This window comes from Brevibacillus sp. HD3.3A, assembly GCF_013284375.2.
Taxonomy (GTDB): domain Bacteria; phylum Bacillota; class Bacilli; order Brevibacillales; family Brevibacillaceae; genus Brevibacillus; species Brevibacillus parabrevis.
Genome location: NZ_CP085874.1, coordinates 1,278,900 through 1,299,592 on the forward strand (window position 1 = coordinate 1,278,900; position 20,693 = coordinate 1,299,592).

The window sequence follows — 20,693 nt, forward strand, 5'->3', positions numbered from 1 at the left end:
CGAAAAGCGAATCGCAACGGGAGGGATTGCTTGTGAAAGTGATCAGTGCGTGCTTGATCGGGTGTGAATGCCGTTATGACCAGAAATCGTGCCTGGACAGCGAGCTGGAACAACTGCTGAGGGAGGGCAAAGCAATCCCTGTCTGTCCTGAGCAGTTGGGTGGTCTGCCAACTCCCCGTCCGCCAGCGGAGATTGTCGGGGGCGACGGATACGATGTGCTGGATGGCCGGGCAAAAATTATCGACAACACAGGCCGCGACGTGACGGCCGAATTTTTGGCGGGAGCACAGCAGGCGCTCAGGCTGGCGACAACTGTCGGGGCAACTTCTGCCATTTTGAAGGAAAACAGTCCGTCCTGTGGCAGTTCGTTTGTGTACGACGGCCAATTTTCGGGGAAAAAGGTGTCGGGCATCGGCTTGACCGCCGCCTTGTTCCGCAGAAACGGGATAGAAGTCCAGTCGGAGCGGGACTAAAGCGAAACAGAAGAACAAAGCGGGTGGAGAAAACTTTTGCCTGCGATGCCATGAAAAGCCCGTGTACGCAGCGATTGCTCTGTACGCGGGCTTTTTGTGCTGGCTGACTCCTCATGAGCCATTCACGATTTTTCCAGCAAGCGCTCCAACTTTCTTTGCTGTTCCTTGCGCTGCTTTTTGACAAGCTGGTCTTCTTCTTTGAGCGCTTTTAGCAAGGAGTAGCACATCAAAACCATGATGACGGCAAAAGGCAGGGCAGCGACGATCGAGGCGGTTTGCAGCCCTTCCAATCCGCCGCTGAGCAACAGCACGACGGCAATGGCCGATTGCAGGATGCCCCACGTAATTTTGACGCGATTGGACGGATTCAGCTTGCCGTCCGACGACAGCATGCCCAGGACAAAAATAGCCGAGTCCGCCGAAGTGATAAAAAAGGTGATGACCAAAAGCGTTGCGACTACGGCCAAGATGTAGCCCATGGGAAGCTGCTCCAGAGCGAGAAACAGGGCAGTGGAAATATCGTTCTGCACAGCTTGCCCGATCTGGGCCTGATCAAAAATCTCCAGATGCAGCGCGGTTCCCCCAAACACGGAAAACCAGATGAAGCTGAGCAGGCTCGGCACGAGCATGACGCAGATGACGAACTCTTTGATTGTGCGCCCTTTGGAGACGCGGGCGATGAACATGCCGACAAACGGTGCCCAGGCAATCCACCAGGCCCAGTAAAACAGCGTCCAGTTCGCCACCCATGTTCCTTGCGTGAACGGGGTGAGTCTGAGGCTCATGGAGACAAGGTTGTTCAAGTAGCTGCCAAGGGTGCTTGTGAAAGTATCGAACAGAAACGAGGTCGGCCCCAGGACAAGCGTGAGGAAAAGCAAGGCCAATGCCAAAATCAGGTTGGTGTTGCTGAGGTACTTGATCCCTTTGTCCAGTCCGGTCGTTGCGGACACGAGAAACAGCACGGTAATGACTACGATAATGGCGATTTGCACGAACAAATTGGAAGGCACGCCGAACAAGTGGGTAAAGCCTCCGTTAATTTGCAGCGTGCCCAGCCCGAGGGAAGTGGCAACGCCAAAAGCAGTCGCAATGACAGCGAGCACATCAATGCCTTTGCCGATCGGGCCGTTTACTTTGTCGCCAAGCAGAGGGAGAAAAGTCGAGGAGATCAAGCCTTTTGCCCCTTTGCGGAACTGAAAGTAGGCGAGGGCAAGCGCAATGACGGCGTATATTCCCCACGGATGCAAGCCCCAGTGGAAAAAGGCGTAACGCAAGGCCGTCTGGGCGGCTTCGGTCGTTTGTCCGGTCACGCCCGCCGGGGGAGCAAAGTAGTGCGAGATCGGCTCTGCCACTCCCCAAAAAACAAGCCCGATGCCCATTCCGGCACTAAACAGCATGGCAAACCAGGTCGGCAAGGAATATTCCGGCTCGTCGTCATCGCCGCCGAGCGGAATTTGTCCATAGCGGCTAAACGCGAGAAACAGGCAAAAGATCAGAAAACCGAATGTGACGATCAAGTAAAACCAGCCAAAGTTCGTCGTGGTCATCTTCAGCACCTGCGCGGCTGCGCTGGCAAAAAGCTCCGGCGAGATAGCACCGAACAAGACGATCAGCACCACGATCACGATAGAAATGAAAAAGGTCATACGGTTCCTCCCGGGACAGGCAATATGGCGATAGTTTATCGTCCCGCGAGATTTCCGAGATTATTCCAATGAGATGGCATTAGACATACGGCAGCCTCTACGAAAACGTCTCAATGAACCGCTTGGCGGCTTTGGACAAATGCCGCCCGGATTGCCAGACGACAGCCGCGGACGAGTAAATAGAAGTTCCCGCGAGCTTGATTCCGCGGATTTGTTCGCTCTGATGCGTTTCCCAGGCGGAGATCGGGACGATCGACGAACCGACGGAAGCGGCGACCATGCTGACGATCAGCGAAATATCCGGACACTCGCAGATGACGTGCGGCTCCACGCCCAGCCGGGAAAATTCTTTCACGATCAGATCGTAGATGCCCAGCCCGGGAAGGCTTGGCATGATCAGCGGCAACTGGGCGATTTCACGCATGTGAATCTCGCTGCGATCTGCATAGGGCGAGTCTGCCGGGACGATCAGGACGAAAGCTTCCTCTTCCAGCGGAATCATGGTGCAGTTGTTGAGCGAGTGGGGCAGCCGGACGATGGCGACCTCAATCGTGCGCCGCTCCAGCCATTGATTGAGCAACTGGGTGTCGCCTTTCCAGACTTTATACGTAATGAGCGGGTATTTTTGCTGGAACAGGCGAATTTGCCCCGGCAGGCGATAGGCGGACAGAGCGCTCACCCCGATGGACAGCGTCCCGCGAATCCCTTCCCCCGTTTCTTTTACTTCGGACAAAGCTTCTTCCATTTGGTGCACGATATTCAGCGCCTGTCTGTACAGAGTGAGTCCGGCTTCCGTCAACTCCATCCGTTTTCCGGAGCGCTCCACCAGTACGACTCCCAGCTCGTCCTCCATTTGCTTGAGCTGCTGGCTCAGCGGCGGTTGGGCCATGTTCAGCCGCTTTGCCGCCCCCGTAATCTGCCCTTCTTCCGCGATCGCGATAAAGTAGCGTAACTGCCGTATATCCACGTAGCTTCCTTCTTTCTGTTGTCATCTATATGATTTCGATATGAAAAGCAGATTTTCTTGATATTTTTCATATTGTTGTCGCTATGATAGCATATTTTTTACGTGAAAGTTGGAGAAGACAACGAAGAAAGAAGGGAAATATACGTGCGTACGTGGCTGGAAAAACTTTTTCACTTGCGCGCTTGCGACACGACGTTTCAAAGGGAACTTATCGCCGGATTTATCGGCTTTGTCACCATTGTCTACATTGTTGCCGTAAACGCTTCGATTTTGCAGGATGCCGGAATACCGATGGAAGCGGGCATTCTCGCAACGGTACTGACCGCTTTTATCGGCTCGCTCTTGATGGCCTTCTGGGCGAATGCGCCGATCATTCTCGTCCCTGGGATGGGGATTAACGCGCTGTTCACTTATACGCTTTGCCAGTCGATGGGGCTGTCCTGGCAAGAGGCGCTGGCAGCCGTATTCGTTTCCGGGTTGATTTTTACCGTCATCGCCTTTACCCGGGTGGCGACGATTTTGTCCAATGCGATTCCTACGTCGCTGAAAGAAGCGATCACCGTGGGCATCGGTCTGTTTTTGACCTTTATCGGGCTGCAAAAAGGCGGCCTGATCGTCACCAACCCGTCCACATTCGTGGCGCTCGGCGATTTGTCCAGCCCGCACGTGGTAGTGACGCTGGTCACGTTGTTGCTTACGCTGATCTTGTTCGTGCGCAATGTCCCGGGCAATTTTTTGATCGGGATTGCGGCGGGAACCGGATTGGGTTTCTTGCTCGGGGTTGTTTCGCCGGGTGAAGGCGGCAGCTTCTCGTTTGCGCAGTACGGGCAAGTTTTTGCTGGCATGTCGTTTTCCGCCATCTGGACTTTGCCATTCTGGATCGCCACTTTTTCGCTGGCAATGGTGATCGTGTTTGAAAATATCGGATTGCTGCACGGGCATACAGCGATGTTCGGCCAGCCGCAAAAGTTTCGCCGCTCCTTGCAAGCAAACGCCTTGTCGGCAGCCATCTCGGGGATTATGGGAACCAGCCCGACGGTCGCTACGGTTGAGACAGCCGCAGGTATCGCCGCAGGTGGGCGCACAGGCTTGACCACGCTCGTGACCGGAACGCTTCTGCTGTTCTCGCTCGGCCTGATTCCGGTCGTGAAAATGATCCCGGATGGCGCCGTTGCTCCTGTGTTGATCATCATCGGGGCGTTGATGCTGCAAAATGTGCAAAACATCAACCTGAAAGACTTTTCCGAGGGCTTCCCGGCCTTCCTGATCATCGCGATCATTCCGCTGTCCTACAGCATTGTCGACGGAATCGCTTTTGGCTTCGTGGCGTACCCGCTGATGAAGCTCGCGCTGGGCAAACGCCAGGAAGTGCCTGCTCTGCTCTACGTGATCGCCGGACTGTTTTTGCTCAACCTGATGCTGCCGATTTTGGCGTGAGACAACGATACCCTGACGTAAATAGTCGGGGTATTTTTTTGTCTCGTTTGGGCGTGATGAAAAATTGCCTTTTGATAAAGATGAAATTACATAAAAAAGAGAGCATGCCTGTGTTAAGAAGAGGTTTCTATACGATATTACTTATTTGTGATATAATTTTAAAATGTAAATTTTATACAAAAATAGAAAGCGGGTAGATTCTAATGAGAAAAATTATTTTAGTTTTTCTGATTATTATTGCTGTTGTCTTAGGATTGCTTGCTAGAGATTTGTATAACTATAATTCTGCTACTGAAGCATTAAAAAAGATAAAAGTTGAGTATGAGGAAGATGGAACTACGATTAATGAAAGGGATAAAATAAGCATAAATTTAAAAATATCAGGAGTACCTCAAACAGGAGAGACCAAAATAATTATTCATGCAGACAATAGGTACTTAGAATTAGCTCCAGAGAGTTTCAAGCAAGCCGAAGGAGTCAGTTTTGAAGGGATGAAAGGAGGATATGAAGAGTCTGTATTTTCAGTTAGTCATGATGTGGAAATTCGATTGACATACTGGAAGAAAGGAAATAACTCTGCTCCACTCACCTCAGTTTATTCTTCCTTTGTGACAGAAGTGGATAACTACATTCTGAGCGATACAATTCTTTTTAGTGATATGTATCCATTTTCCTATTAAAAAAGTTACATAACTTAAATAAAAGAAGCTAAAAGCAAAAATAGCGGTTAGGTTATATAGCCTAACCGCTATTTTTGTGCAAATAAGATTATTTAATTATTTTAATCGTGTAGTAATCACTATGCGTTATTTCTGTATAATAATTGAGTAGTAGAGAATAGGAGTTGTATTTTGATCTGTATTTAAAATAACCATTAAAATTAACTTTTTTGCTTCCAGTGCTTATTGAAGAGGGCGTATCCATAAAATATTTTACAACAAAACCTGGAGCGGATTTAGGATTAACATCAAATTTTCTTTCATCTAGGTAACCAGAAGGGGAATAGGCTGAATTCCATGTTAATTTGTAGAGTAAGTTATCTGTACCTGATCCTGTTATTGTAACATCGTGAGCTCTCACAGTAATAAATTGTGTACCCACGTATTGTCCTAAGTACATTGGGATTTGGAACTCTGTTGTTGAATTGCTAATTGGCTCTACAGTGTTAAATACAAGAGGCGCATTAGTGTATACTCTTGTTCTGAAATCAACAATATCATGGTATCCAGTGTAATCAATCCCTTCTTTTTTTAATTTTGTTTCAATGTCCTTAATTTTTGTACCCCATCTAAATGCGTAATTATTACCAGCGTCTATATGTGTTGTCTCAGGCCCTTGAATTAAGTATCTATAGCCTTCTCCAGACCCACCTTGTAAATCGCTATAATAGGAGTCTTCTTCACTAAAAGATTTTAGAGCATTATTAGATAAGCTAAGTACAATAGGTTTTCTTTCTGTTTCAATTCTATATTTTTTTATCTCAGAAGAATTTCCATCAAATATAAAAGTATTTGCATTTATTGGTTCTTCATTGTTTTCCAAGTATTCATAGATGTTAATGGTTGATTTATAGTCATTGTCTGATACTTTTTCTACTATTGCTTCAAATTGAATCAAGTCATTATTAGAATCTTTTCCAATAAAATAGTAAGCTTGATCTTCAGACAATACTTTATCTAATTCTCCTATTAAATTGTAGGAAATCCCTTGTTCTAAATTCTTAATCTTGGCTGAAAACAATTTTTCATTCACGTTAAACATTCCTTTTACATCTACACCGTGTTTTTCAGTTGTTATTTCTTCCCCTGTTGCTTCATTGTACTCCGTTTCTGAAGTGATTGACTCAAGGTGACCTACTGTCCTTATATTGAAATTTTTTTCTGCTGCCATACCACTAGGTGTAACCACTAAGGAAGATACAAGAGCAAAAGCTATAACTAAACTACTTATTTTTTTCATACTTATTACCTCCTTTATAATAAGTGAAATATTACCATTAATTATTTTTGTTGTAAAATATTGTTTAGGAGTTCATTTCCAATTATTAATATTTTGAAACTTTTACTTTGGCTTTCATACGTCTCTTAATAGCTATCTTTAAAATAAATAGGGTGCATAGTTTTCTAAAGCGTTTTTCATAGATGAGTCTTTGACAGGTTCTTGAGACCTTTGGTATCAAGGGCTAGAAAAGCATAAAAAAGACTTCACCTTCTTGGAGGTTTTCAAGCGACCAAGCACGAAAACTTCGAGAAAGGTGAAGTCACTTGTGCCAATACGTAAAAGAATTAAGAAGCATTCCCCCCAAGGTGCAACGGGGCACAGCCGCGAAGCGATTTTACGGGCTTTGTTGATGGCGCCGCGCGAAGGCACTTTTTAATTTATTGCCCTTCACCTGAGATTTATCAGTGATTTACGTTTGCGTTATCAATGTGGGTTTCCCATCGATCATCCGGTTCCATCCATTGCAACATTTAGATTTGAAATGGCGTACGCAGGCGACGACAGAAACGATCTCAAATTTCACTGCCCTCATGTGATGGGAAAAGTAAAGTTTCCACACGGTTCGAACTGGTGCTCCTCATCCAAATACGGAATGGTAGTAAAAGTGAACGGCACCGATGATCTCCACAAATTTTCATTGTCACATCGGGACACAAGAAAATTGGAGGAATCTGTATAATGAACGAGCAGGTGTAGAGCGATGCAATGCCTGTTTCAAGGAAAACCTGACAGCCAATGATTTTTATGTCGGCGGCATTCAAAAAGTGAAAAAGGGGAGGAAACAAATGCTCCAGCTAAAACAAATCCATGAACTGACGGATGATGTCGCGTCCGTCATCGCAGCGAGCATTTTCAACCCGACCGAGGAAAAACTGAACGTGCTCATGCGGCTGTACAAGTCCGACCCGAACCGGATTTTGTACGCTTTCGCGGAAGGCGAAAAGCTCGTGGCGATCATTGGACTCAAAATCAATCGCACGGAAAATACCGCCGTCATTTTACATATCGCTGTCGAAGAAGCAAAAAGAGGAAAAGGAATTGGCCGCAAACTGATTGACGAGGTATTGCAGCAGCATTCGTTTGCTGCCCTGCAAGCGGAGACAGACCAGGACGCAGTCGCGTTTTATCAGGCGTGTGGCTTTGCCGTGGAGAGCCTGGGAGAGCTGTACCCCGGGACGGAACGTTTTTTCTGTGTCAAACCAAACAGTCATGACCGTGTCGTTTGAGCGCAAGCCGTCACACCCCATTGCATAAAAAAACGCCGAGACGTTGTTCACAGAAAAAAGACACCTGCTGCACCTGATCGGGCAAAAGGTGTCCTTTTCTTTTTCATGGCTCACGAAGTCTAGAGGCTCGGCTGGCTCAGATGCTTGAAAGCTTAGCGCTTCACCAGCACGAACGCTTTTTTCACTTCATCCAGCGTCATGACCAGCGAGAGAAACTTTTTGCCTTGGTCTGTTGCCGGGTCGAATACGCTGTCCTGAGGCAAAGCAGCTGCATAGACCGTGTTGGTAGCGGGATCTTGCGCGATTTCGTAGCCGACTGGCGGCTCGTCAGGGTTGTTCAGCTTTTTCCAGTCGTTTTTGTCAAAAGCGTAGATGACGACGACAGCCGCCTGATCTTCCGTTTTGCTTGCGTTGAACTGGAAGGAAGTCACGCTTTTGGCTTCCGGCAAGTAAGGGTCTGCGTTCGGGCCTGTCCGCTCGTCAATCAGGATGTTGCCGTTCCAAGACTTTGGCGCGAGAAAAGCATACGCGGAGTCATGGCTTTTAAAAGAACCTTGGTACACTTGCTTTTCCGTTTTGGTCGGCTCGAAGTGGGCGCTCATCAATTCCCATTTGTTTTGGCTCCATTTCCATTTCGACTGGAGGTAGCCGCGAACGTCCGCATTGTAATCTCCGGTCAGGCGCTCTGTGCCTTCCAGAACGTACAGGCCGTTTTTATTGTTGTCGATCGGTTTCAGCTGGACGAATCCGCCGCCGAGCACACCTGCCTTGTTTTTATCCAGTCCAGGCAAGCTGAGCTTCTCGGCTTTGCCGTTTTTCAGCGTGTAAATATAGTTGGTGGTATAGCCGCCGCTGCCGCCTGTATCAGCCGAAACCATGATTTCGCCTTTTTTGTCGTAAGTGAAATCTTGCACGGACAGCTTTGGCTCATAGCCGCTGTCTTTGAGGTCAATCGTCACGGACTTTTTCGTTTGGCCGTCTGTCACTTTGACAGTGAGATCGCTCACGTACGGGCTGTTTTTCTCCTTTTTGCCATACAAGGCGATCGTGTCGGCTTTGTTGTCGCCGGTAACGTCTGCCGTTTTTTGCGAGAGCACCTGCAAGTTTTTCGGTGCAGAGCTTGTGCTTGCGGCATCGGCAGTCAGGGCTTGTCCGGTGAAAAGCACCGAAGTGAGCACCGTTCCGGTTACGATTTTGTTCCAGTTGTTCATGATGAAAATCCTCTCCTGTCCAGATGTTTGTTCGTGGTGTGTGTGGTGAGTGAGCTCGTGTCTTGCTATGCGTTCATTATGTACGAAGCAGATAGCGAAATGGTTACAACCGGATGACATCGTGCTGACAAAGGAGTAACAGGACATGCTTGAAGGATCGTTGTCATGAAAAATAGCACGTGGAAAACGACAGCGGGCGACATGCGGCGCGGCAAGCCGGAGGGGGAGGGGGAGGGAGTGGGAACCTCGCCAAGATATCATTGCGAAAACAAGCAAATCCAAGTACAATGTTGGAATGCCCAAAAAGGGCCGCGGTTCGCAAAACTCCCGCGTTATCAAAACTAGGAGGCATTATATATGTTTAATCTTACACTTGGAGTCTTTTTCGCTCTGGTGAATTTCGGGCTGTTTCTGCTCTGCTACCGCCTGTTCGGCCGCATGGGGCTGTATGCCTGGATCGGGATGGCTACGGTGCTCGCCAACATACAGGTGGTGAAAACCATCGAAATGTTTGGACTGGTCATGACATTGGGCAACACGATTTACGCGTCGATTTATCTCGTGTCAGACCTGCTGAACGAAAAGTATGGGGAGAAGGCAGCGAAAAAGGCAGTCTGGTTCGGATTTTTCACCTTGATCGCGACGACGATCATTATGCAGCTCGTGCTTGTATTTGAGCCGCAAGAAACAGACATTTCGCAGCAATCGCTGGAGACGCTGTTCGGCTTGATGCCGCGGCTTGCGCTGGGCAGCCTGTGCGCGTATTTGCTCAGCCAGTTTGTCGACGTGAAAATTTACTCCTGGCTGAAAAAGAAATGCCCGGGCCGCAATCAGTTGTGGATTCGCAACAACGGGAGCACCTTGTTTAGCCAATTGCTCGATTCCGTTACTTTTTGCACGATTGCTTTTCTCGGTGTATACCCGATGGAAGTATGGTGGCAAATTTTGCTGACTACCTACCTGATCAAGTTTGTCGTATCGGCCGCTTCCACGCCGGTTCTCTATATCGCCCGCAGTATGAAAGTTCCGGAGGATTAAGTGAAAAGACAGAAAAACCGCCAAAGCATCGTGCTTTTTGGCGGTTTTTGTTGTGTGCATAATGGAAGGATTATACATTGTTTACATCAAATTTACATACAGTTCAGATTGATTGTTTACGATGTTCATAGCTTTCGTTTCGTATTTTGGAGAGGAGGAATGAAGAAAGAATGTCACACAAAAACCAAGGTTTTCGCCGTTTGCCCAAGCTGGCGCTAATCGCAGCTGTGGTTGCGGGCGCGGTTTTGCCGACGGGATGGCTGCCGCAGGCAAAGGCGCAGCATGCCGATCATATCGTGATCAGCGAGGTGTACGGGGGCGGGGGAAACAGCGGGTCCCATTACAAAAATGACTTTATCGAGCTGTACAACCCGACTAGCACACCAGTATCTCTTAACGGCTGGTCGGTGCAATACGGTTCTGCCAAAGGAACAGGCGCCTGGCAAAAGTCCAGTTTGACTGGCACGATTGCCCCGTACGGCTTTTATTTGGTCAAACAGGCGGCAGGCACAGGTGGCATAGCAGAGCTTCCCGCACCGGATGATACAGGGACGCTGAACTTGTCCGGCACGGAAGGAAAGGTTGCGCTGGTCAGGAGCGGAACCGTTTTGACCGGAACCGATGTGTCATCCCCTGATATCGTCGATCTGGTCGGCTTCGGAGCAGCCAATGCGTATGAAGGCGCAGCACCTGCTCCGGCTACGACGGCCTCCACCAGTGTCTCCCGCAAAAGCAACGCCGACGGCATCGCGCCAAACGGCGGAAACGGCTGGGATACGAACGATAACAGCGCCGACTTCATCGCGGGTGAGCTGACGCCGAAAAATACGGCGAGTCCGGCAGAAACTCCGCCTGCGACAGATGTCACCGAGAAGCCGAGCGGCAGAGGGCTGCTGTTTGACAACACGAATCCGGCGGCAGCCACCATTCGCGGCTATGTCCGCCCGAATGTCACGATCAAAGTATACGCAGCCCAGCCCACGGGAAGCGAAACAGCTCTGGCTGAACAAGCAGCAGACCAAGCCGGGCAAATCGATTTGACTTTTGCCAATCACAATCCGGGGGCAACGGCTGTCTATCTCACGGCAAAAGAAGGCAGCAAACAGGAAAGTCAGGGCGCGGAACTGGTTCCAGCAGCTACAAGCCCTGCCATCGCAGTAGACAAAGTCAGTTTGCAGCAAGGGGGGCAGACAGCCGAGCTGAAGGGCCAGGCAGGAGCGGCAGCGGGCAAGGCGATTCTTCGCGCGTATGACGCTCCCGGCGGAAACAGCTTGTTGCTCGGCGGCAGTCCGACAGGAAGCGCAGCGGACAATGGGGCCTTTTCCTATTCGGTTCAAGTTCCCGATCAGCTGGAAAAAGTGTACGTGACGCAGCAGCTTGCGGACGAGCGCGGCCAGATGTTCGAAAGCGAGCCTGTAGCCGTGGCGAAGGCTGTGCTTGCGCCGAGCGCGATTGCCGAAGCGAGAGTTTTGGCCAAAGGGACAACAGCCATGATTGAAGGAACCGTCACAGCCATGTTCGAGGCAGGCGGGCAGTTCAACGTCTACATGCAGGATGACACAGCCGGGATTGTCCTGCGCGCGCCAGGACTTGCGGGCAAGATCGAGGTCGGAGACAAAATTCAGGCGACCGGAAAACTGAACGACTACTACGGGCTTGCCCAGTTGGAAGCGGCAGCCGATCAGGTCACGGTCGTAGAAAAGCAGGCAGGCGTGCCAGCACCGCAGTTGGTTACCTCGGCCGATTTTGCGGCAAGCACGGGAGAAGCAATCGAAGGCAAGCTGGTCACAGTTCACCAAGTTACGGTAAAGTCCGTACAAAGCGGAAACTACACGCTGCAAGACGCGCAGGGAAGCTTTCTGTCGCGTCCATCGCCAGCGCTTCCTTTGGAAAAGGACGTGACCTACGCCAGCATCACCGGGGTCGTCAATTACGATTATAACGAGTACAAACTTGTGCCGCGCACGGCGGCTGATCTGGTAGAGGATGCGACCACAGTGCCGACTGTGACAGCGTATCCGCAAGGGCCGCTGATCGCCGCAGGCACCAAAGTAACTTTGTCTACGTCTATGGCCGATGCGAAAATTTACTACACGACAGACGGTTCGCCGCCGACTCGCGCCAGTGCCGTCTATACAGCCCCGCTCCAGATTGATGCGGACACGACGATTCAAGCGTTTGCAGTCAAAGAAGGCTTTACGGATAGCAAAGTCGCCACGTTCCGTTACACGATCCAAAAAGACAACATTCGCATTCATGATATCCAAGGAGCTTCGCACCAATCGCCGATGGCGGACGGCACGGTAAAAGCCGTTGCGGGAATTGTCACGGCGGTCGTGAAAAGCGGCGGAACAGTCCAGGGCTTCTACATGCAAGACACAGCTCCCGACGATGATCCGCGTACATCAGAAGGAATTTATGTGTATGAGCCGAAAGCAGCCGTCAAACCGGGCGATGAAGTGAGCGTCGACGGGACTGTGAAGGAGTATGTGCAACAGAGCAGGGCGGCCACTGACCTCACGCAGACGCAGATTGATGCTGCGAAAGTCACCGTGACGAAACCGGATCAGTCCTTGCCAGACCCGATTGTGCTCGGAAAAGGAAATTACCGCTATCCAAAAAGGGTCATCGACAACGACAGTCTGGGCAAGTTCGATCCGGAGGAGGACGGCATTGATTTTTGGGAAAGCCTCGAAGGGATGCTGGTTCAGATCGACAATCCAGTCGTGGTCGGGGAGACAAAAGTTTTCTCCAACCCGGCAAGCGTTGAGTTCGTCATCATTGACGACCAGGCGCACCCCGAACAGCCGCGCACGCCAGCAGGCGGAGTTTTGCTGCAAGCAGACGATTTTCACCCTGAGCGCATTACGGTAGCGGACAAATTCGAGCCGATCTTGGATCATCCGAAGGTTGGCGACACTTTTTCCGAACCGTTGGTAGGAATTGTCGATTACAGCTTTGCGAACTACAAGCTGTATCACACCAAAACGTTTTCCGTACAGGCAGGCGAAAGCGAGCCGACTGTGACCAAACTGTCTCCAAAACCGGATAAGCTCGTGATCGCTTCCTACAACATCGAGAACTTTTCAGCGAAAACGGATTCAGACAAAATCGGGCGCATCGCGGAAACGATCGTGGAGAACATGAAAGCGCCGGATATTATCGGTGTCGTAGAGATGCAGGACAACAACGGGCCGACAGACAACGGTGAGACGGATGCTTCCAAATCGGCGCAAGCGTTGATTCAGGCCATCGGGCAAAAGAACGGGCCTGCTTACCGCTACGTCGATATCGCTCCGCAAAACAACCAGGACGGCGGCCAGCCAGGCGGCAACATTCGCGTCGGATTTTTCTACAACCCGGATCGCGTGCAACTGGCAGACGGCGCAGCGGGAACAGCAACAGAAGCGGTGCAGGTCGAGTCGCGCAACGGAGCGCCGCACCTCACACTCAATCCGGGCCGGGTCGATCCGAACAACGAGGCGTTCGCGTCCAGCCGCAAGCCGCTGGCAGCCGAGTTTGTATTCCAGGACCAATCCGTGTTTGTCATCGCCAACCATTTTAATTCCAAGGGCGGAGATGGGGCGCTGTTTGGCAAAGATCAGCCGCCGAAGCTGGTGAGTGAAGCACAGCGGATGAAAATCGCCGGCGTTGTGAACCGCTTTGTCAAACAGATTCACGCAGCAGACGCCAAGGCAAACGTAGTTGTTTTGGGTGACCTGAATGACTTCCCCTTCTCCAACCCAGTGAGAGCTTTGGCGGATGGAGCTTTGACCAACATGGTCGAGACGCTGCCGCCGGGCAGACAATACACGTATGTGTACCAAGGCAACTCGCAAGTGCTCGATCAAATTTTGGTCAGCCCGCATCTGGAATCGAACGCGAAGGTCGATATCGTGCATATCAATGCCGGGTTCACAGAGCGTCAAGGCCGGGTAAGCGACCATGATCCGGTGCTTGTGCAGCTCGATTTGCAAAATCAAGGCGAGTACGAAACGACAGCGCAGGAAGTAGCAGACAGTATCACGCGCATCGCCCAGCCAGCAGCCGGAGCGACCAGGCTCGCTCTGCCGCAAGTGCCGGCAAAATTTGCGGTGGCGATCAAGTCGTCGAGCGACACCGATGTCATAGCGCTGGATGGCACGATCACGCCGCCGAATCGCGCGACGAGTGTAGAGCTGATTTTGCAAGTGACCAGGCTGTCAGATCAATCGACTGCCCTGACCCAAACGCTTGCGGTACAAGTGCCTGCCAAACCGACAAGCCCGTCGATTCCGCCAGTCACCCCGCCAGACACGACACCGACGCCGGAAAAGCAGAGGGAGTTGAACAAGCAAGCGGAAAACGCGATTTTGTCTGCAACCGACGAGGAAAGCATTGTGAAACAGGTGGGCCTCGTTCTCGGCAGTTTGGAAAAGCTGCTCCAATCGAAAAAGCCGGAGCCAGCGGACAAGTGGGATACAGTTTCCGATACGATTTCAACGGTGCTGGCTGCTGTAATGGAGCAGGCCGAACGTGACGTCATCCGGGAAGCGACACTGCGTGATTTGACCGAATCATTTTTGCAAAAAGCGTTTGATCCTCTTGTCAGCGAAAAAGGGGAGGACGAAGAGCTTGCCAGACTCGGGCTTGCTGCCTTGACGAACTTTGCCAAAACGGCGCTCGCCCCACTCGATGCAGAAGATATCTCAAAAGACGCGGCGAAACGCGTTCGCGTCCTGGCTGAAACGCTGCTGAAACAGGCTGGCACAATCGAGGTCGAGTCTGGAGCCGAGATCAAGGCGTCAGACGAGCAAGTGGAGGAATTGCTGGAAACGCTCGGCGATTTCCTTGTGGCAATCAAGGATGTGAGGGAAAAAATCGGCTTCACGCCTGCGTTGTTCATCCAGATCGAAGAGGAGGCAGTAGAGGCACCCGAGGAGGATGATGCCGATACAGAAGATCGCTTCCAGAGCAAACAAGCAAGGCAGGAAGAGCAGCAGATTTCACTGGATCAGCAACTGGTCGAAGTGTTGAAGAAAAAGGAGATCGGTGCAAGCCTGACCGTACCTGGCGGGGCATGGGTGGAAGTGCCGGGAGCGTATTTTGCGGCGGAACGGGCCAGAAAATTCGCCCTCTCCTTGACGGAAGCAGAAGGAAACGGGTGGCAAGGCGTTCCCAATCCGGGCGAAGCCTACCTGTTGCAAGCGTGGAGTAACGGAAAAGAACTGACCAGCCTGGGCAAAGCAGGCTTCACGCTCGGATTGCCCGCTGCAACTGACGGCGACGACAAGCGGCAAGTTTACACGTACCGGAACAAAAAGTGGAAGACGGTAACCGGAGCCAGGGGCAAGCCGATCAAGGTGACACAAGAGGATGACATGGCCGTGTTCCCGGTGCAATCCGCTGCGGCTTACGTCGTCGGAGATGCCGCTTTGGACAAACTCGAAGTCAAGGCAAAATCGCTAAAGCTCGTACCTGGAGAGGAGCTGCAGCTTGAAGTCCTCGCTACTTACGGCGACGGAAGTTCAGAAGAAGTGACGGATGCAGCAGGAATCCAGTTCGAGTCGAGCGTGCCCGAGCAGGTGGAGGTAGACGAGACAGGACGGATTCGCGTCTTGGCAGATGCCTCTGGGGGTACAAGGGCAACGATCACGATCCAGTATGAAGGCAAGACGGTGAAGGTGTATGTGTTTGTGCGAATTGTAGAAACTAGCCAATGAGCGAAAAGCTCCTCTGTCAAACAGGGGAGCTTTTTCTTTTTTGCTGCGTACCAAACAAAACCCGCTCGTATCAAGCATTTATGGCCGGGAGAAAAGCTTTATTTTCAGGCAAATGAAAAAATGAGTTGTCTTCAGCAAACGAAGTGCGCTATAGTAAAAACATAAAATTTAATAAATGATAATCAATTATCAAATGTTGATAATGGAACAAGAGTCAGTCCTATGCTAATCTGTTAGGAGGGATATCACACTACGAAAGAAGGATACAAGATCAGATGAGTGCAGAGAAAACCTTGGACATTTTGGATTTGTTCGATTTTGACACAAGAGCGTTGAACGTACCGCAAATCGCCGAGAAGTTGGGACAGCCGCAAAGTTCTGTCTATCGTCATCTGCGTTTGCTCAAAGAAAAAGGCTATATCATGGAATCGGCCAACGGGTACTACAGCCTGGGCTACCGTTTTTTGAAGCTGGCGAAAATCGTCCGCCTGGACATGAACATAACAGCCATCGCGCAGCCTGTGATGAGGCAATTGACCAAGGTGACAGAAGAGACGTCGATTTTGCTGGTGTACTCCAACATGCAGGCGGTCTGTCTCGAAACGATTGCGTCTCATCAGCCCATCAAAGTTTCGTCGGAGCAAGGACAGATTGTTCCGTTGTACGGCGGGGCATCTTCCAAGGCGCTGCTTGCCTTTCTTGCAGAGGAGATCGTGGAAGAGCTGTACGGGAAAGGGTTTGTGCGCAAACATACCGAGCAGACGATCACCGATCTCGCCGTCATGAAACAAAATTTGGCTGAAATCAGAGAGAAGGGGTATGCCTTCTCGGATGGGGAGATCGATGAAGGCGTCGTTTCTTACGGTGTACCCATCCATGATTCCGATCAGCAGGTTGTCGCTTCTTTGAGCATTGCCGGACCTCGTGGACGGATGCTGGAAAAAGACGAAAAGGAACTGGTTGCCCATCTGATGGCAGCGGCAGAGTCGATTCAGCGCTATCTGTAAAGATAGGTGGGAGAATACAATGGAAAAATACGATTTGGTTGTTCGCGGGAAAATGGTACGAGAAGATCAGGTGACTTTGGGACAGATTGGAGTCAAGGACGGGAAGATTGCCGTTATCGAGTCGCCGGATGCGGTTCTTGTGGCGGATAAGGTGCTGGATTTTGCCAACGCCTACGTGTTCCCGGGAACCATCGATGTTCACGTTCACTGTTTCAGCAATCCGAACGAAGGATTTATCCCGACGAGCATGTCTGCGGCAGCAGGGGGAATCACGACATTTCTGGACATGCCCTACGACCTGCCAAATCCGATTTCGAATGTAGAAATCTTTGAAAAAAAGGTAAAACAATTGGAGCAAGAAGCGGTCGTGGACATATGTCTGTGGGGCACCATTTCCAAAACGAACGGGACGGATCAGATCGTGCCGCTCGCGGAGGCTGGCGCCGTCGCTTTCAAAATGTCCACGTTTGAGACCGATGCGTACCGTTTTCCGCGCATCCCGGACCCGGAAATTATCAAGGCGATGGAGCTGATCAAAGAAACGGGACTGCGCGCAGCTTTTCACTCCGAAAATGACGAAATCATCGTCGACATGATCGAGGAGTATAAACAGGCAAACAAAGTGTACCCAAAAGCGCATAATGAGACGCGCCCGCCTGTCACCGAGACAAGCGCCGTGCTCAAGCTGATGGAATTTGCCTATTGGACAGGCGTGAAGCTGCACATCGTCCATGTCAGTCATCCGCGTACGATCGATTTGATCAATGCTTTCAAGGCGCAAGGCGTCCAGGTGACGAGCGAAACTTGTTATCCGTACTTGCTGCTGGACGTGAACGCACTGGATCAGTTCGGACCGAAAGCGAAAAACAATCCTCCGCTGCGCGAGCCAGAGGAAGTGGCAGGGTTGTGGAAGCACCTCCAGGACGGGAATATCGAACTGATTTCCTCCGACCATGCGCCATGGGGAGCCGAGCACAAAAATCCGGGCAATGACAACATTTTCAAAGCGGCATCCGGTTTGCCAGGCGTGGAGATCATGACGCCGCTGATGTTTGCTGCGACGGTAGCAAAAGGCACGATGACCCCTGTCCAGTTCGCCAAAGTAATGGCGCAGCATCCGGCAGAAGTGTTCCAGATTCCGGGCAAAGGGAAAATCGCGGTAGGCTACGATGCCGATTTTGCCGTGATTGATCCTGACCAGACATGGGTAATTGACGAGACTCGCTTCCGCTCTCATTCGAAAATGTCGCCGTTCCACGGCCAGGAAGTGAAGGGCAAAGTCATTCAGACGATTGTGCGCGGGACGACTGTGTACGACGGCGAAGAGGTCACTGTCGAGCCGGGCTTCGGTTCGTTTGTTCCCGGTTCCGCTTACAAGGGAGCGGCTGTTGGGGGGCGCAACCATTGAGCATGGAGCGATTTACAGACATGTTGAGCGAACTGCTCGACTTGCGGCCGGAAGACATCCCTGACGAGACGATCGAGCGGGCTACGTGGATGATTGCGGATACGCTGTTTGCTGCCTGCTACGGCTTCGCTTCGCCAGAGCTGAGCGCCTATTTGGAAAACGTGGCTTTTGCCGAGCGGGACGAACTGCACGCCGTTCCCGTATTTGGAACCGGATTGTATACGACGAGTGCGCAGGCAGCGATGCTGTACGGCACTGCGATCGTAACGAATGAGCTGGATGAGGGCAACCAGTTTGCAAAAGGGCATCCTGCGGCGCACATGCTCGCGCCTGCCCTGATTACCGCCCTGGAGCACAAGGCGTCAGGCGCAGAACTGATCCGTGCCTTTGCCATTGGCTATGAAGTAGCAGCGCGTCTGGCTTATGCGAGCAACATGAATGACGACATGCACCCGCACGGAACGTGGGGAATTGTCGGGGGAGCGGTTGCCAGCGGCCTTTTGCAAAAAAAGTCCAGGCAGCAAATCATCGAGGCGGCGCTGCTCGCTGCCTCGCTCCCGCTGGCAACGTCTTGGGAAGCAGCCGTCACGGGGATGACGGTTCGCAATCTGTATGCCGGGATCGGCAGTTTTCTGGCGTTGCAGGCGTGGGAGTTCCAGGCGGCCGGTTTTGCAAGCAGCGAGCATGTCGTCGACCATCTGTGGGGAACGATTTTGTCCAAAGGCATCCGGTATGAGCTGTTCCAGACGGATTTGTGGGCACCGCCCTTGTTGAACAAAAATTACTTCAAGCTATACCCGTCTTGCCGTTTTTCCCATTCCGCAATCGATGCCCTGCTTGCTCTCCAGCAAGAAATGGAGCTGCAAGCAGCGCAGATCGACTTCGTGCAAGTAGAGACGTACGGTTTGGCGGCCCGCCTGGACGATCCAGATCCGGCGAACGCTTTGGCGGCGAAGTTTTCCATCCCGTTTTTGCTCTCCGTGCTCATTCACGGCCATTCGCTGTACGATTGCTTCTCTGGAGCCCTGTTCCAAGACCGTTCTGTCCGCGAGCTGGCAAAAAAAATACGCGTGACGGAAAGTGCCGAAATGACGGCGCTGCTGCCAGCCAAGCGTGCGGCGAGAGTGACGGTTGCGACGCGCGAAGGCACAACGAAAAGCGTCTACGTCGATGCGGCATCGGGGGGATTCGATCAGCCGTTTCCAACAGAATTGCTGCGCGACAAATTTACCAGCATGCTCGGACGATGGAAGGCGGATGTATCCAGCAAGATGATCGCAGAAGCCTTGCTGCTGCCAGAGCGAACGTCCGTCAGCGAATGGCTGGAGCGGATCGAAAGTTGGTCAGTGGAAGGATGAAGACAACATGACACGAATGCGCATCAACCTCGAACGGTTGAAAAACAACTTGATGGAAGTGGGCGCGGTTGCCAATGCAGGAACAGCAGGCTATACCCGGCTGGCCTACTCCGCCGAGGAAAAAAGGGCGCTTGCCTGGCTGCAAGAAAAGATGTCCGCACTGAAGCTGACGGTAAACGAAGACAGCTTGGGAAACGTGACTGGTCGGTGGGGAGCTGCGGGAGTACCCGCCATTGTGTTTGGCTCCCACCTCGATACGGTGCCAAACGGCGGATTGTACGACGGAGCGCTCGGCGTCATCGTCGGACTGGAATGTATCCAGACATTGCAGGAAGCAGGCAGCCTGCCGGAAGTGCCGCTAGAACTGGTTGGTTTTGTAGGCGAGGAAGCCAATCTTCTCGGAGGCACATTTGGCAGCAGAGCAGTCGCAGGATCAATCGAACAGTCGGAAGATTTTGACAAAAAACTGCGTCAGTTGAACTTTACATGGTGCGACGTTGCAGGCGCCAAGCGCAGTAAAGACGACTACCATTGCTATCTGGAACTGCACATTGAGCAGGGAGCCCTTTTGGAAACCAATCAAAAGCGAATCGGCATTGTGACAGCCATTGCGGGAATCCTGAGACTAGCCGTGAAAGTAAAGGGGCAGGCCAGCCACTCCGGCACGACACCGATGCATCTGCGCCATGACGCCTTGCTTGATGCGGCGCGCTTGATCCAGGAGGTCAACAGGCTCGCTGTCGCAGCGAACAGCGATATTGTGGCAACGGTTGGCGAAATAGCTATTTCGCCCAATCTGGCAAACGTCGTGCCAGGCGAAGCCGATCTCAACATTGAAATTCGCGGCAGCAACTGGGAGGAAATGAAGGGGATTGAGGAGCAGATTCGGAACTGGTCGCAAGCCAATATCGCGGCCCGGATCGAGGTGGACGTGGAAAAGCGGCCAAACGCGCTCTCGCCGCGGATTCAGGCGAACATAGAGGCAGCGTGCCAGCAACTAGGCGAGTCTTACCAGTACATGTTCAGCGGGGCCAATCACGATGCCAACTCGCTGACGGCTGTTACCGACGTCGGCATGATTTTCGTTCCCAGCAAGGACGGGGTTAGCCATCATCCGGATGAGTTTACGTCTTGGGAAGACATTGAGGCTGGAGCCAATGTCATGCTGGAAACGCTGCATTTGTTGATGAAAACATACGGACAGGCCCAATAAAAACAG

Annotated in this window: 14 protein-coding genes; 10 read left to right on the forward strand and 4 right to left on the reverse strand. The window is 51.5% G+C overall.

Translation table 11 applies throughout. The features are described 5' to 3' along the window. Nucleotides 1-32 precede the first annotated feature (32 nt). Entirely contained in the window at nucleotides 33-473 is a 441-nt protein-coding gene (locus tag HP435_RS06450; protein WP_122962830.1) for a 2-thiouracil desulfurase family protein, read from the forward strand. Between the two features lie 122 nt (nucleotides 474-595). Here HP435_RS06450 and HP435_RS06455 read toward each other — a convergent pair whose 3' ends face one another. Next, nucleotides 596-2,119 (reverse strand): glycine betaine uptake BCCT transporter, encoded by a 1,524-nt coding sequence (locus tag HP435_RS06455; RefSeq protein WP_173598456.1) that lies wholly within the window; start codon nucleotides 2,117-2,119, stop codon nucleotides 596-598. A gap of 97 nt (nucleotides 2,120-2,216) precedes the next feature. Then, entirely contained in the window at nucleotides 2,217-3,086 is an 870-nt protein-coding gene (locus tag HP435_RS06460; RefSeq protein WP_173598455.1) for a LysR family transcriptional regulator, read from the reverse strand. A gap of 144 nt (nucleotides 3,087-3,230) precedes the next feature. On the opposite strand from HP435_RS06460, the gene HP435_RS06465 reads away from it, so the two are divergent. Together HP435_RS06465 and HP435_RS06470 are read left to right on the forward strand one after the other, a co-directional pair. Next, nucleotides 3,231-4,523, forward strand: coding sequence for an NCS2 family permease (locus HP435_RS06465; RefSeq protein WP_122962833.1), 1,293 nt, complete (start codon nucleotides 3,231-3,233; stop codon nucleotides 4,521-4,523). Between the two features lie 203 nt (nucleotides 4,524-4,726). Next, nucleotides 4,727-5,203, forward strand: a complete 477-nt coding sequence (locus HP435_RS06470; RefSeq protein ID WP_122962834.1) for a hypothetical protein — start codon at nucleotides 4,727-4,729, stop codon at nucleotides 5,201-5,203. 88 nt (nucleotides 5,204-5,291) lie between these two features. Here the strand turns inward: HP435_RS06470 and HP435_RS06475 are convergent, their stop codons facing one another. Next, nucleotides 5,292-6,482, reverse strand: a complete 1,191-nt coding sequence (locus tag HP435_RS06475; protein ID WP_217364955.1) for a hypothetical protein — start codon at nucleotides 6,480-6,482, stop codon at nucleotides 5,292-5,294. An 827-nt stretch (nucleotides 6,483-7,309) separates the two neighbouring features. On the opposite strand from HP435_RS06475, the gene HP435_RS06480 reads away from it, so the two are divergent. After that, complete coding sequence (locus HP435_RS06480; protein WP_173596057.1) at nucleotides 7,310-7,750, forward strand: GNAT family N-acetyltransferase; 441 nt, start codon at nucleotides 7,310-7,312, stop codon at nucleotides 7,748-7,750. Between the two features lie 152 nt (nucleotides 7,751-7,902). Here HP435_RS06480 and HP435_RS06485 read toward each other — a convergent pair whose 3' ends face one another. Further along, on the reverse strand, nucleotides 7,903-8,961 hold the full coding sequence (locus tag HP435_RS06485; protein ID WP_122962835.1) for a hypothetical protein: 1,059 nt from the start codon (nucleotides 8,959-8,961) through the stop codon (nucleotides 7,903-7,905). A 357-nt stretch (nucleotides 8,962-9,318) separates the two neighbouring features. On the opposite strand from HP435_RS06485, the gene HP435_RS06490 reads away from it, so the two are divergent. From HP435_RS06490 to HP435_RS06515, 6 genes are all read left to right on the forward strand, one after another. Continuing rightward, on the forward strand, nucleotides 9,319-9,999 hold the full coding sequence (locus HP435_RS06490) for a queuosine precursor transporter (RefSeq protein WP_122962836.1): 681 nt from the start codon (nucleotides 9,319-9,321) through the stop codon (nucleotides 9,997-9,999). A gap of 170 nt (nucleotides 10,000-10,169) precedes the next feature. Further along, nucleotides 10,170-15,701 carry a chitobiase/beta-hexosaminidase C-terminal domain-containing protein gene (locus tag HP435_RS06495; protein WP_173598454.1) on the forward strand — a complete coding sequence of 1,844 codons (5,532 nt, stop codon included), beginning with the start codon at nucleotides 10,170-10,172 and terminating at the stop codon, nucleotides 15,699-15,701. 275 nt (nucleotides 15,702-15,976) lie between these two features. Next, nucleotides 15,977-16,708, forward strand: a complete 732-nt coding sequence (locus HP435_RS06500) for an IclR family transcriptional regulator (protein WP_173598453.1) — start codon at nucleotides 15,977-15,979, stop codon at nucleotides 16,706-16,708. A 19-nt stretch (nucleotides 16,709-16,727) separates the two neighbouring features. Next, a complete protein-coding gene (locus HP435_RS06505) occupies nucleotides 16,728-18,116 on the forward strand; it encodes a hydantoin-5-propionate amidohydrolase (RefSeq protein ID WP_122962839.1) in 1,389 nt (462 codons plus the stop codon). A gap of 2 nt (nucleotides 18,117-18,118) precedes the next feature. Next, nucleotides 18,119-19,474: an MmgE/PrpD family protein gene (locus tag HP435_RS06510; protein ID WP_217021881.1), complete on the forward strand. Its 1,356-nt coding sequence runs from the start codon at nucleotides 18,119-18,121 to the stop codon at nucleotides 19,472-19,474. 7 nt (nucleotides 19,475-19,481) lie between these two features. Then, a complete protein-coding gene (locus tag HP435_RS06515) occupies nucleotides 19,482-20,687 on the forward strand; it encodes a Zn-dependent hydrolase (protein WP_122962841.1) in 1,206 nt (401 codons plus the stop codon). Nucleotides 20,688-20,693: the final 6 nt, after the last annotated feature.

Excerpts from the sequence above, each read along its gene's own strand:
- HP435_RS06455 (WP_173598456.1), bottom strand. The coding sequence starts at position 2,119 with ATGACCTTTTTCATTTCTATCGTGATCGTGGTGCTGATCGTCTTGTTC.
- HP435_RS06470 (WP_122962834.1), top strand. The coding sequence starts at position 4,727 with ATGAGAAAAATTATTTTAGTTTTTCTGATTATTATTGCTGTTGTCTTA.
- HP435_RS06475 (WP_217364955.1), bottom strand. The coding sequence starts at position 6,482 with ATGAAAAAAATAAGTAGTTTAGTTATAGCTTTTGCTCTTGTATCTTCC.
- HP435_RS06480 (WP_173596057.1), top strand. The coding sequence starts at position 7,310 with ATGCTCCAGCTAAAACAAATCCATGAACTGACGGATGATGTCGCGTCC.
- HP435_RS06485 (WP_122962835.1), bottom strand. The coding sequence starts at position 8,961 with ATGAACAACTGGAACAAAATCGTAACCGGAACGGTGCTCACTTCGGTG.
- HP435_RS06490 (WP_122962836.1), top strand. The coding sequence starts at position 9,319 with ATGTTTAATCTTACACTTGGAGTCTTTTTCGCTCTGGTGAATTTCGGG.
- HP435_RS06495 (WP_173598454.1), top strand. The coding sequence starts at position 10,170 with ATGTCACACAAAAACCAAGGTTTTCGCCGTTTGCCCAAGCTGGCGCTA.
- HP435_RS06500 (WP_173598453.1), top strand. The coding sequence starts at position 15,977 with ATGAGTGCAGAGAAAACCTTGGACATTTTGGATTTGTTCGATTTTGAC.
- HP435_RS06505 (WP_122962839.1), top strand. The coding sequence starts at position 16,728 with ATGGAAAAATACGATTTGGTTGTTCGCGGGAAAATGGTACGAGAAGAT.
- HP435_RS06510 (WP_217021881.1), top strand. The coding sequence starts at position 18,119 with ATGGAGCGATTTACAGACATGTTGAGCGAACTGCTCGACTTGCGGCCG.
- HP435_RS06515 (WP_122962841.1), top strand. The coding sequence starts at position 19,482 with ATGACACGAATGCGCATCAACCTCGAACGGTTGAAAAACAACTTGATG.